The organism is Bradyrhizobium sp. USDA 3262 (assembly GCF_054060035.1).
In genome coordinates, this window is record NZ_JBSSCT010000001.1 from 7249266 (window position 1) to 7261540 (window position 12275).

At 65.0% G+C, this 12275-nt stretch carries 15 protein-coding genes; 8 read left to right on the forward strand and 7 right to left on the reverse strand.

The window, feature by feature from the left end; translation table 11 throughout:
• Window positions 1-239: 239 nt before the first annotated feature.
• Together ACVWYP_RS34325 and ACVWYP_RS34330 are read right to left on the reverse strand one after the other, a co-directional pair.
• Window positions 240-1025: an ABC transporter permease gene (locus ACVWYP_RS34325; protein WP_304496364.1), complete on the reverse strand. Its 786-nt coding sequence runs from the start codon at window positions 1023-1025 to the stop codon at window positions 240-242.
• Window positions 1025-1840, reverse strand: a complete 816-nt coding sequence (locus ACVWYP_RS34330; protein WP_304500353.1) for an ABC transporter ATP-binding protein — start codon at window positions 1838-1840, stop codon at window positions 1025-1027. Before ACVWYP_RS34330 ends, ACVWYP_RS34325 begins: the two co-directional genes overlap by 1 nt.
• A 198-nt stretch (window positions 1841-2038) precedes the next feature.
• Between ACVWYP_RS34330 and ACVWYP_RS34335 the strand changes: the two genes are divergently transcribed.
• On the forward strand, window positions 2039-3016 hold the full coding sequence (locus ACVWYP_RS34335; protein WP_304496365.1) for a ketopantoate reductase family protein: 978 nt from the start codon (window positions 2039-2041) through the stop codon (window positions 3014-3016).
• Here the strand turns inward: ACVWYP_RS34335 and ACVWYP_RS34340 are convergent.
• Window positions 2942-3739, reverse strand: a complete 798-nt coding sequence (locus tag ACVWYP_RS34340; RefSeq protein WP_304496366.1) for an IclR family transcriptional regulator — start codon at window positions 3737-3739, stop codon at window positions 2942-2944. The genes ACVWYP_RS34335 and ACVWYP_RS34340 overlap by 75 nt on opposite strands.
• 130 nt (window positions 3740-3869) lie before the next feature.
• On the opposite strand from ACVWYP_RS34340, the gene ACVWYP_RS34345 reads away from it, so the two are divergent.
• The 7 genes from ACVWYP_RS34345 to ACVWYP_RS34375 are packed head-to-tail and all read left to right on the forward strand — an operon-like array spanning window position 3870 to window position 9797.
• A complete protein-coding gene (locus ACVWYP_RS34345; RefSeq protein ID WP_439711110.1) occupies window positions 3870-5105 on the forward strand; it encodes an ABC transporter substrate-binding protein in 1236 nt (411 codons plus the stop codon).
• Window positions 5106-5161: 56 nt separating this feature from the next.
• Window positions 5162-6511 (forward strand): aromatic ring-hydroxylating oxygenase subunit alpha, encoded by a 1350-nt coding sequence (locus tag ACVWYP_RS34350; protein ID WP_028342369.1) that lies wholly within the window; start codon window positions 5162-5164, stop codon window positions 6509-6511.
• Window positions 6508-7314, forward strand: coding sequence for an SDR family NAD(P)-dependent oxidoreductase (locus tag ACVWYP_RS34355; protein ID WP_304496368.1), 807 nt, complete (start codon window positions 6508-6510; stop codon window positions 7312-7314). Before ACVWYP_RS34350 ends, ACVWYP_RS34355 begins: the two co-directional genes overlap by 4 nt.
• A gap of 31 nt (window positions 7315-7345) precedes the next feature.
• Entirely contained in the window at window positions 7346-7939 is a 594-nt protein-coding gene (locus ACVWYP_RS34360) for a 3-phenylpropionate/cinnamic acid dioxygenase subunit beta (protein WP_028342367.1), read from the forward strand.
• Between the two features lie 46 nt (window positions 7940-7985).
• Window positions 7986-8168: a hypothetical protein gene (locus ACVWYP_RS34365; protein WP_304496369.1), complete on the forward strand. Its 183-nt coding sequence runs from the start codon at window positions 7986-7988 to the stop codon at window positions 8166-8168.
• A gap of 23 nt (window positions 8169-8191) precedes the next feature.
• Window positions 8192-8587, forward strand: a complete 396-nt coding sequence (locus tag ACVWYP_RS34370) for a hypothetical protein (protein WP_304496370.1) — start codon at window positions 8192-8194, stop codon at window positions 8585-8587.
• Window positions 8588-8597: 10 nt separating this feature from the next.
• A complete protein-coding gene (locus ACVWYP_RS34375; protein WP_304496371.1) occupies window positions 8598-9797 on the forward strand; it encodes an FAD-dependent monooxygenase in 1200 nt (399 codons plus the stop codon).
• Window positions 9798-9830: 33 nt separating this feature from the next.
• On the opposite strand, the gene ACVWYP_RS34380 is transcribed toward ACVWYP_RS34375, so the two are convergent.
• The 4 genes from ACVWYP_RS34380 to ACVWYP_RS34395 form a co-directional block, all read right to left on the reverse strand.
• Window positions 9831-10100: a DUF3551 domain-containing protein gene (locus ACVWYP_RS34380; RefSeq protein WP_304496372.1), complete on the reverse strand. Its 270-nt coding sequence runs from the start codon at window positions 10098-10100 to the stop codon at window positions 9831-9833.
• A gap of 106 nt (window positions 10101-10206) precedes the next feature.
• Complete coding sequence (locus ACVWYP_RS34385; RefSeq protein ID WP_304496373.1) at window positions 10207-10482, reverse strand: DUF3551 domain-containing protein; 276 nt, start codon at window positions 10480-10482, stop codon at window positions 10207-10209.
• 41 nt (window positions 10483-10523) lie between these two features.
• Complete coding sequence (locus tag ACVWYP_RS34390) at window positions 10524-11195, reverse strand: hypothetical protein (protein ID WP_304496374.1); 672 nt, start codon at window positions 11193-11195, stop codon at window positions 10524-10526.
• 151 nt (window positions 11196-11346) lie between these two features.
• Window positions 11347-12183, reverse strand: coding sequence for a hypothetical protein (locus ACVWYP_RS34395; protein ID WP_028342360.1), 837 nt, complete (start codon window positions 12181-12183; stop codon window positions 11347-11349).
• Between the last annotated feature and the right edge of the window lie 92 nt (window positions 12184-12275).

Genomic DNA, 12275 nt, shown 5'->3' on the forward strand with positions numbered 1-12275 from the left:
GGGAGCACCCTGCTCCGTCTCCAGCAGCTGGCCCAATCCTACGCCGGTGGTTTGCTGGCCGGAGGGCGTCAAACGTTTCCACAACTTCAACGAATGCAGGGAATCCCTGCTCAAGTTTGGCCACGATACCAATGGCATTTCGTGGTGGTGCCACAGCCAGGGATACAAGACCTGACGGTTTCGCACTCAGAACGCGTCGAGGCCGCCAACGGAGGCGGCCTCCTTGATTGCAATGACGGTTAGTCCCGCGTCACCGCCGTCGGCCGCCACACCAACAGCCGCTTCTCAACCGCAGTCACGCCCATGTCGATCAGGATGACGAAGGCCGACAGCACGAACATGCCCGCGAACACGCCGGCGACGTCGAACACGCCCTCGGCCTGCTGGATCAGGTAGCCGAGGCCGGCGGCGGAGCCGAGATATTCGCCGACCACCGCGCCGACCACCGCAAAGCCGACCGAGGTGTGCAGCGAGGAGAACATCCATGACAGCGCCGAGGGCCAGTAGACGTGGCGCATCAGCTGCCGCTCGTTCATGCCGAGCATGCGGCCATTGTCGAGCACCGTGGTCGGCACTTCCTTGACGCCCTGATAGACGTTGAAGAACACGATGAAGAACACCAGGGTCACGCCGAGCGCGACCTTGGACCAGACGCCAAGCCCGAACCACAGCGCGAAGATCGGCGCCAGCACCACGCGCGGCAGCGCGTTGACCATCTTCACATAGGGATCGAACACCGCGGCGACGCGCGGTTGCCGCGCGAACCAGAAGCCGACCAGGATGCCGCTGGCCGAGCCGATCACGAAGGCGAGGATGGATTCCCACAGCGTGATCGCGAGATGCTTCCAGATCACCCCGGTCGAGAACCACTTTACAATTTGGCTGAAGACGTCGACCGGATTGGAGAAGAAGAACGGCGGCAGCAGCACCTTGCCGAACACCGGCACGGTCGAGAAGAGCTGCCACAGTACCAGTGTGACGACGGCGACCAGAACCTGCAGGGACAGCAACGCGACGCGCGACATCAGGCGGCTCCCGCCTGCGTCGACTGGACATAGCCCTTCATCACCTCGTCCTTCAGCACGCCCCAGATCTCGCGGTGCAGGGCATGGAAATCCTTCTCCATCCGGATCTCGGCGATGTCGCGCGGTCGCGGCAGCGTGATGCGCCAGTCGCCGATGATGCGCGCGCTGGGGCCGGCCGACATGATCACGACACGATCGGCCAGCGCGATCGCTTCCTCGAGATCGTGGGTGACGAACAGCACCGCCTTGCGGTCGGCGCTCCACAATTCCAGCAGCAGATTGCCCATGATCTGCCGGGTCTGGGCGTCGAGCGGACCGAACGGCTCATCCATCAGGAGGATCTTCGGATCGCGGATCAGGACCTGCGCCAGCGCGACGCGCTTGCGCTGGCCGCCCGACAGCATGTGCGGATAGCGATTGGCGAAGGCGCCGAGCCCGATCGATGTCAGCCATTTCTGCGCGCGCGCGAGCGCCTCGGCGCGCGCCGTGCCTGATATCTCGAGCCCGATCGCGACATTGTCGATCGCGGTCTTCCAGGGGAACAGCGCATCGGCCTGGAACAGGTAGCCGGCATCACGGTTGAGGCCGCTCAGCGGCTTGTCGAAGATCCTTGCCGTTCCGGCCGCGGGCTTGAGCAGCCCGGCCGTGACGTTAAGCAGCGTCGACTTCCCGCATCCGGTCGGACCGACAATGGCGACGAACTCGCCATGATCAACCGAAAGATTGGCCTGCTCGACCGCGGTATAGACGCGTCCATCCGCCAACCGAAACGCCACCGTCGCACTGTCAAGCGCGACCGCCGTCGGCTCCGTCATCGCCACGCATTCCTCCCGAACTTTCCGAAATGGCTTAGCGGTTCGGGCGGGCAAGTCAACGCAGGAAGATGGCGTAGCAAACAAGGCTGCGGTCACGTGATTTTCACACAGGCCGGGTTACGCAATAGCGCAACCGGGTTGCGCATTGCGCCGACATCGTCGAGGCTGCGACCCAAAGCGACGGACAGGGAGACAATCATGCGGATCGCAGTGGTGGGCGCCGGAGGCGTCGGGGGCGGCTTTGGTGCGGCGCTCGCGCATGCCGGCGCCGACGTCACCTTTATCGCGCGCGGCGCTCATTTGGCCGCCATGCGCAGCGAGGGGCTGAAGGTTCAGGGCGGCCGCGGCGAAACCCATCTGGTCCCGACCCAGGCGACCGACGATCCGGCAAGCGTCGGCCCGGTCGATATCGTGCTGTTCTGTGTCAAGCTGTGGGACGTCGAAAGCGCCGGCCAGCACATCAGGCCGATGGTCGGCCCCGACACGGCGGTGATCCCGCTGCAGAACGGCATCGACGCGCCTGACAGGCTGGTCCCGATCCTCGGACGCGACGCCGTGATGGGCGGCGTGGCGCAGATCTCGGCCTCGATCATCAAGCCTGGCGTCATCAACCAGGTCGGCACCTTCATGCGCATGATCTTCGGTGAGCTCGACGGCCGCATCACGCCGCGCGGCAAGGCGCTGCTCAATCTCTGCCTGAAGGCCGGCTTCGACGCGACCTTGAGCGAGCAGATCAATACCGAGCTCTGGATGAAGTTCGTCGGCCTCGCCACCAATGCCGGCATGACCGCGGTCACCAGGCTGCCGATCGGCAAGCTGCGCGACGATCCCGACTTGCGCCCGCTCTTCGTGTCGGCCTGCGAGGAGATCATCGCCATCGCGCACGCCAACGGCATCAAGCTGCCGCCGGATGCACTGACGAAAGTGCTCGACTTCATCGGACACGCGCCACCGGCGATGAAGGCCTCGATGGCGCTCGATCTCGAGCGTGGCAACCGGCTCGAACTGCCGTGGCTGAACGGCAAGGTGGTCGAACTCGGCCGCCCGCAAGCTCGGCGTCGCGACGCCGACGCACGACATGCTCTATGCGGTGTTGAAGCCCTACGCGATGGGCGCGCCGTCCTGATAGCCCAGCAGAACCGAAATCTGCCGGCCCGCCTCGCGCACCAGCTTTGAATATTCCAATAGCTTCCGCTCGTCGATGCGCGCGCTCGGTCCGTAGAGGCCGACCGAACCGACGACCTCGCCGCGATGATCGAAACACGGCGCGGAGACGGCGACCGCTCCGGCGAAGATCTCGCCATGGCTGGTCGCATAGCCGTTGCGCCGCGCAAAGGTCAGCGCGTCCTCGAGCCGCGCGCGATCCGCGCTCTTTGCAATGCTGGCAAGAAGCGCGGCCTGCCGCTTCGGGTCCATGAAGGCCAGCATCGCCTTGCCGGTCGATCCCTGGATCAGGCTCAGACTGTGGCCGACGCCGCGGCTGATCGAGAGCACGTGACGGCTCTCGCATTCGAGGATGCAGATGCCGCGATCATCCTGTTCACGGAACAGCGCGGCGGTCTCGCCGGTCGCCTCGCGCAGGCCCTCGACGACCGGGCGCGCGATCGCGACCACCTCGAGACCGTTCAGCCAGACATGGGCCAGCTTCATCACGCCGTGCGACAGCCGGAAGCGCTGCGGGTCGCCTTCGGCCTGGATCAGGTCGCGCTGCGCCAGCGTCTGCAGCAGGCGATAAAGCGTCGGCCGGCTCAGCCCGACCCGCTTCTGGATCTCGATCACGCTCATCGCCGGCTGATCCGGCGTGAAGCATTGCAGGATCGCTATGGCGCGGTCAACCGCCCGCACGCCTGACGCCCCCTGCTCCGCGTCCTGAACTTCCGCCTTCGGTTTCTTTGCCATCCGTCCACATCCGCAAATTCGGCAGGGGCGCGCTGCATCCAGCGCGCTTGACCAATCGGCCCGCGCGGATACTATCGCAAATTATGAGAATAATGTCCACTAGATGGACATATGAAAATCGACGGGAGGATTGGAATTGCTGCAGACAGACGCCTCGCGCAGATGGGCCGCCGCCGCGATCGCCACGCTGATGCTCTCGACGCCGCTGGCGCACGCCGCATCCGACGGCTCGGGCATTTCGGACGGCGTGGTGCGGATTGCAGTGCTGGGTGATTACGGCAGCGGCCGCGATCTCGGCGGGCCGGGCTCGGTGACCGCCGCCAAGCTTGCCGCTGAGGATTTTCACAACAAGGTGCTGGGCAAGCCGATCGAGATCATCTCGGCGGATCACCAGAACAAGCCCGACGTCGCGGTCGGGATCGCCCGGCAATGGTTCGACGTCGAGCATGTCGACGCGGTGACCGATCTCGCGGTGAGCTCGGTCGGCCTCGCCGTCGCCGGCCTTGCGACGCAGAGCAACCGCACCGCGCTGGTCTCGGGCGCAGCGACATCGGACCTCACCGGCGACAAATGCTCGCCCGTCGTCACGCATTGGGCCGACGACACCTACGCGCTGTCGGCCGGCCTGGTCGGCGAGCTGAGCCGCCGCGTCGGCAAGGAATGGTTCTTTGTCGCGGTCGACTATTCGTTCGGCAGCGCGATGGTGAAGGATGCCTCACGCGCCGTCACCGATGCCGGCGGCAAGGTGATCGGCGCGGTGCGCTATCCCTTCAACACCACCGACTTCTCATCCTTTTTGCTGGCCGCGCAGAGCTCCGGCGCCAAGGTGGTGGCGCTGGCCGGCACCGGCGCCGACACCGTCAACGCGGTCAAGCAGACCCACGAATTCGGCCTGCAACAGGGCGGGCAGACCATCGTCGGCATGCTGACCTTCATCTCCGATGTCCATTCGATCGGCCTGCGCGACGCGCAGGGCATGTACATCGCGTCCCAATATTACTGGGATGACGACGACGGCACCCGCGCCTTCGCCAAGCGCTTCATCGAGATCGAGAAGCGCGAGCCGACCAAATTGCAGGCCGCGACCTACGCCGCCGTGCGCCATTACCTGAAGGCGATCGAGGCCGGCGGCAGCGACGAGGCCAAGGTGGTCAATGCCGAGATGCGCAAGCTGCCGGTCGATTTCTTCGGCCGCCCCGCGCACATCCGGAAAGACGGCCGCGTCGTCTACGACCTCTCGCTCTACCGCGTGAAGAAGCCGGATGAGAGCAAATATCCCTGGGACTACTACCAGAAGATCGCGGCCATCCCCGGCGACAAGGCGTTCCGCCCCGAGGGAACCGGCGGCTGCAAGCTCGACAAGTAGGACGCACCATTATCGCCGCGACGCACGGTCGCGCATGCTAGATCAAGGAGGAGCCGATGCCGCTTCGCAACGATTTCGATCAGCTTGTTAACGTCAAGGGTGGCTTCATCAGCCGCGAGATCTTCGTGGACGCCGATATTTACCGGCAGGAGCTCGACAAGGTCTTCACCCGCGCCTGGCTGCTGGTCGGCCACGAAAGCCTGGTGCCCAATCCCGGCGATTTCTACACGTCGCGGATGGGCGAGGAATCCGTCATCCTGTGCCGCGACAAGAAGGGCGAGATTCACGTCTTCCTCAATTCGTGCCGGCACCGCGGCATGAAGGTGTGCCGCTACGAGCAGGGCAACACGTCGTTGTTCACCTGCCCCTATCACAGCTGGACCTACACCACCGACGGCAAGCTGCAGGGCGTTCCGCTGCACCGGACGCTGTACGATGGGGTGCTCGACCGCGAGGCCAACTCGCTGGTCTCGGTGGCGAAGCTCTGCAACTACAAAGGCTCGATCTGGGCGACCTGGGACAAGGACGCGCCCGACTTCATCACCTATCTCGGCGATGCCAAGGTCCATCTCGACCAGGCGCTCGACTGCCGCGACGGCCGCGAGGGCGGCTCCGAGGTGATCGGCGTCCACAAATGGGTGTTCCCCGCCAACTGGAAATTCGCGGCCGAGAATTTCCTCGGCGACACCTATCACAACCCAAGCCATCGCTCGGTCGACCTGATCGGCATCGGGCCGAGCGCTGCCGCCGGCAAGAAGGGTCGCCGCGACGACGAGCTGGAGAAGGCGCAGCACGTCTGGATCAGCTTTCCGGAAGGCCATGGCGTGCACAGCGCGATCCAGCCGGAGGCCAATGAATACATCGAGTCCTTCCTCGACAACCCGATCCTCGAAAAATACTTCCGGCACTGTTTCGAGGAGCGCAAGCGGCGGCTCGGCGAAGGGGCGCGGCTGCTGCCGTTCGTCGGCACGATCTTCCCCAACACCTCCTATCACGGCCGCCAGCCGCGCGGACTTTGCGCCTGGCATCCGCACAGCCCGACCTCGACCGAAGGCTGGCGCTTCTTCCTTGTCGACAAGGACGCGCCGAAGGAAGCCAAGGAATATCTGCGCCGCTACTACATGCGCTACTCCGGCCCGGCCGGCATGACCGAGCAGGACGACATGGAGAACTGGCTCTATGCGACCGCGGCGAGCACCGGCACGGTGGCGCGGCGCTATCCCTTCAACTATCAGCAGTCGATGGGCGCCTACGTGACCGATCATCCGCTCGGCGGCGATGTCTCGACCCAAGTCACCGAGCAGATCGCGCGCGGCTTCTATCGCCGCTGGACCACCTACATGCAGGGCGGCGACTGGCACGAGTTGCTCGGATCGCCCGCGGGCAACCGCCAGGCCGCAGAATGACCGCGCCCGCAAAAACCGTCCTCGTCAGCGGGGGCACCTTCGGGATCGGCCGCGCGATCACGCTCGGCCTCGCCCGGCGCGGCCACGCGGTGGTCGCCTTCGGCCTCGAAGCGCCGCAGGTCTCGAGTACCCCGCAGAACGCCATTCCGGCCTTGCGCGAACAGCTTGATCGCGAAGGGCTCTCCGCCGAACTGATGGAAGCCGATGTGTCGCAAGCGAGCGACGTCGCCAGGGTGGTCGCGCACGCGATGGCGCGGTTCGGGCGCATCGACGGCGTCGTCAACAACGCCGCGATCGGCCCGCTCGGTACCGTGCTCGACACCGACGAGGCGCTGTTCGACCGGATCATCGCCGTCAATCTGAAGGGACCGTATTTGACCAGCCGCGCCGCGATCCCGCACATGATCGCGCAAGGCGGCGGCTCGATCGTCAACATCGGATCCGGCGCCGGCTGGGGCAAGCCGAACATGGCGGTCTACAGCGCGAGCAAGGGCGGCGTTGTCGCGCTGAGCGCGGCGATGGCCTACGACTTCTTTCACCAGCGCATCCGCGTCAACACCGTGATCCCCGGTGGTGGCGGCATCGTCAGCGGCATGAGCCTCGGCCGTGTCGGCGGCGATGCGGCGCGTTTCGGCACGGGCGCGCCGGGCACCGCCGCGGGCCGCGTCGCCACCGGTGACGACATCGCCAATGTGGTCGCCTTCCTGCTGTCGTCAGACGCGGAAACGCTGTCCGGCACCGTGATCGATGTCGGCTGCTTCGCCCAGCAGGGCGGACCGATCCCGCCCAAGCCGGCGCTCTGACAACCCTGTGATGCCTGATGAGGAGATAGCGATGATGACGACCGTTCAGGATCAGGACAAACAACAACACGCCGGCAACGCGGCGGTCGAGCGATCCGCGGCCTACTATCGGCTGAAGGCCGATGTCGAGGATTTCTACTATCACGAGGCCGATTTGCTCGACGATCGGCGCTTCCGCGACTGGCTCGAGCTACTCACCGACGACATCAGCTATTTCATGCCGATCCGCCGCAACGTGAAGTTCGGCCAGCAGGCCGCGCGCGAGAACACCAAACGGGGCGAAGGCATCAGCTGGTTCGACGAGGACAAATGGACATTGACCAAGCGGGTCGAGCAGATCCTGACCGGGGTGCACTATGCCGAGGAGCCGCTGTCGCGCATCACGCACATGGTCAGCAATGTGCAGATCAAGGGCGCGCGGCCGGATATCGAGGCGGCGCGCGAGCTGGACATCACCAGCCGCTTCCTCGTCTACCAGAACCGCGTCGAGTACGAGACCTACATCTTCGTCGGCCGTCGCAACGACACGCTGCGCCTGACCGACAATGGCTGGAAGATCGCGCGGCGCGAGATATTGCTTGAACAGAACATCCTGCTGGCCAAGAATCTCACCACGTTCTTCTGAGCGAGGCCAACTCCGGGCGAGGTCAAGGGTAGCGATGATTGACGTGATGGCGATCAAGGTGGGGACGCGGCTGAAACTGGAGGCCGGCGTCCTCGCCGAAGTGGTGGAGAACATGGACGATGGCCAGTGGCTGCAGGTGCGCTATCTGGAGTGCCCCGCCCGGCCCTCTGACGTCGGCACGGTGGAGCTGTGCCACGCGCAGGACGTCATCAAGGTGCTTAGCGAGTAGTCCCAGTCAACGGACCGACGATCATGCTGCGATTTGAATACATGCCAAGCGATTTTCATCCGCTGTTCCTGTTCCTCGGCGAAGCCGCCGATCTCGCCGCGCTGGCAACGCTGCTGCGGCGCTTTGCCGAGAACCCGCAGACCATTGCCGTGGCGGAGCGGATTCCCGGCGCCGTCTCGCGCGACACGCTGGTGCTGGCGCCCGCCGACGACGAATTCGGCATGCGCGATCTCGGCGGCTGTTTTGCCTGGAAGCTGACCGATTGGCAGGCGGAGCAAATCGCCGAGCGCATCGAGCTGTTAACCCCTGAGGATCACAAGTCCGGCTCGGAGATCGTCGAGATCGGCAGCGACGGCGAGATCCCGGTGAAGCTGTCGCGCGGCGAATTCACCGACGACTTCCTGATCACGCGCAGATAGCGATGTTCGCGTGAGCACACACCGCAAGCCAAAAGTGCTGATTGCCGGCGCCGGGATCGGCGGCCTTGTCGCGGGGCTGTCGCTGCTGCAGCGTGGCATCGAGGTCGAGGTCTTCGAGCAGGCGTTCGAGCTGCGCGAGCTCGGCGCCGGTGTCCAGCTCAGCGCCAACGGCACACGCGTCCTGATCGCGCTCGGGCTCGAGCAAGAGATGCAGGCGATCGCCTGCGAGCCCTCGGGCAAGGAGATCAGGCTGTTCAGCACCGGGCGGACCTGGAAATTGTTCGATCTCGGCGCCTCCTCGCGCGCGATCTACGGCGCGCCCTACTGGATGGTGCATCGCGGCGACTTCCACCGCGTGCTGGTCGACGCATTCACGGCTCGGGCGCCGGGGCGCCTGCATCTCGGCAGTCGCTGCAGCGGATTTGAGCAGGACGGCGATGGCATCTGGCTGCACCTTGCCAATGGCGAGCGTCGGCGCGGCGACGTCGTGATCGGCGCCGACGGCGTGCACTCCGAAATTCGCCGGCAGATCGGCGGCGACACCAAACCTCTCTTCTCGGGCGTGGCCGCCTGGCGCGGCCTGGTGCCGATGCAACGGCTACCGCCACCCCTCAGGCGCGACGTCGGCACCAACTGGATCGGCCCGGGCGGCCACGTCATCACCTATCCGGTGCGCCGCGGCGCGCTGTTGAACTTCGTCGGCATCTTCGAGGGTGAGAGCTGGTCGGTCGAATCGTGGACCGAACGCGGCACGCGCGAGGCCTGCAGCGGTGCCTTTGCCGGATGGAATCCAGAGATCCACACCATCATCGCGAACCTCGATATTCCCTACAAATGGGCGCTGCTCGGCCGCGACCCGCTCGATCGCTTCGTCGTCGGGCGCGCCTGCCTGCTCGGCGACGCAGCGCATCCGACGCTGCCGTTCCTGGCCCAGGGCGCCAACATGGCGATCGAGGACGGCATGGTGCTAGCGCGCTGTCTTGAAAACTTCCCTCCCGAGGAAGCGCTGCGGCGCTACCAGACCGCGCGGCTGATGCGGACCAATGCGATTGTGGTGAAGTCGGCCGAGAACGCCAGGCGCTTCCATAATCCCGCGCTTGCCGACGCCGAAGGGGCCGACGCCTATGTCTCGCGCGAATGGCAGCCGGACCGGGTGCGCGAGCGCTATGACTGGCTGTTCACTTACGATGCGTTGAACCTGCCGGTCTGACGGCCGGCGTTCGACGGACCAGGTACTCCTGCTTCAGTAAGCATGATGGCGGCGATGCGTCCGGCGCTTCGGAGGCGGTGGCGGAGCAAAAAACGGATTCACCGAGCACATCGCGCCACGGCCCGACGCGCTCGCCTGGCACTGCGGGATCGAGGTGAAGCTGCAATCGATATAGTTTCCGCCGCCGACCCGGCCGCCATAGACATGCATGCACACCGGATAGTTCGGATCGTAAGCCTGCCCGGCTGCAGGTCCGGCCAGGGCGACCGCGAATGCGGCGATCGCGAACAGTTTCAGGCGCATCGGTCCCTCCTTGTTGCTCGGACGGTTTCCCCACAACTGCCGGAGTTAGTCAACCACACCAGCGGCGCGACGGCCATGCGGGCATGATTGACGGTCAGCCCAAGCGCTAGTTACCGGGTTGGCGGTATCGTTGACCCCGCTCCTTGGTCGGCTTTTTTGCACCCTTGTAGAATGGATTGACCGAGCACGATGCGGACCGCCCCGAGGCCGTCGCCTGGCATTGCGGAAGCGAAGTGAAGCTGCAATCGACGTACTCGGGCGTCAGCCTGCCTTCATAGACTTCCATGCAGACTGGATAATTCGGATCGTACATTTGCGCGGCGGCGGGCCCGGCGAGACCAGCGCCGAGGGCGGCGATGACGATGATGAATTTCAAGCGCATCGAATTCTCCTCAAGCCTGGTCCGGATCGCCGGGCGCGTGGCTATCGCTGTTCGTCGGCCGGCTTGCCGTCGCCCTCGCCGAGGCAGCGGATCATAAAGGCCGTCGTGTCCCGCGGCAGCACCTGCGCGGCGCGCGCCTTGAGACGACATTCGAGCTGCGCGATCTGGCGCGCCCTCTGCCGTTCCGACGGCAGCGTCGATTGCCGCAACCGGCGCAACGTCATCGGCGAGCCGTCAGATTCGAAGCTCAGCTCGTACTTCTTGCCGTTCTGGTCGGTCGCGGCGCAGGAGATGGTGGACACCTGCCGCGTGATGAAGCTTCCGACCTGGCGGCATGAGCCGGTCGACATCTCGACCAGCGGCACCGGCAGGCCATCCACCCGCGGGCGGTCGCTGGACTTCAGCAACATGCGGTCGACCGCGAGCTCGAACAGATTGTCCTGGGTGCGCTCGGTGCTCTCGCCGGAGAACGAGATGATGTGGCTCTTGTCGGCGGGATCGTCGAGCACCACGGTGAATTCGGAACGGCCGCGCAGAGTGTGGAAATAGGCGACCGCCTTGCAGGTGTAACTGCGGCCCGCAACGGTGACATTGCGGCAAGTGCCGGACATCAACGCGTACAGGTCGACGTCGTAGACCGGACCGGCGGCAACGGCGAGCGCCGGCCAGCAGAGGACGGCAGCCGCAATCAATTGAGCGAAACGGGAGATCATGCTGAAACGGTCGAAAACACGGTCGCTGGAGGGATCCATGGCGCAAGGTCGCTGATTTCCACGGACTGTGCAACGACGAAGCAGGCCTAAATGTGGACACTCCGCGAACGGCTGGGGAACGCAGCGCAATCCGTGCTGAAAGGCCGCGGCGTCAGATTTGCGGGCCGGACAGCGTCACCTCGCGCTCGGCGCGGAACACGTTGCTATAGAGGTTCGCGATCCACTGGCGGCCGCTTGCCGTCATGTTCAGGCAGTTGATGGCGCCCTGAATGTGCGGCGCAACCATGTTCCAGTAGAATTGCGGATAGCGGTCGACGATATCGGCCGGCGACTCATAGCCGAGCTGGCGGTTGATGCCGACCTCCTCGAACTCGTGATAGAGCGCGTTGGCCTTCCTGATGTAGTTGGGATCGCCGAGCTGACCGATGAAATCGGCCGCCCGGACGATCGACGCCTCATCGTCATATTCCTGGCCCTCGGGCGCCGGAAACCGCGTGCCCTCGATGTTGCGCGCGACGCGCTCGCGATCGAGCGGAAGGACGGCCTCGAGCCTGTCGAGCACATACAGCTTCGAGCGGTCGACATGATACGGCATCAGGCCGGCATCCGACGAGCCACGCGGCAGCACCACCTTCTTGCCGGAGGCATCTATGACGTAGCCATCGGGTCCATCGCCTTTCAAAAGACCGCGCACATAGCCGATGTCGTGAGTCAGGCAGGCGATGATGGTGTGGGTGTAGTCCTCGGCGGTGACGTGGGTGTGCAGCGCGCGGCCGCGGATGATGTCATGCCCGGCGAGCGTGACCAGCATCGTGTGCTCGACATTGTGGTAGAGCGCGTCGCTGTTGCCAATGCATTCCAGCGCGATGCGCGCGGCGGCTGGCAGGAGTTCGCCGAAGCGCGCCTGCGAAGCGCCGAAGGTGCGGCTGACATGCGTGGCGAGAAACTTCTCCAAAGCACCTGCCGCCAACTCAGGTAACGTCATCATCGATGCAGCCCCCGACCGCGCAACGTTCCTCGCTCGCCCCGATCTCACGTCGTAGTTGGGCAGCGACTATAGCGCATCTACGGGCGTGCGGC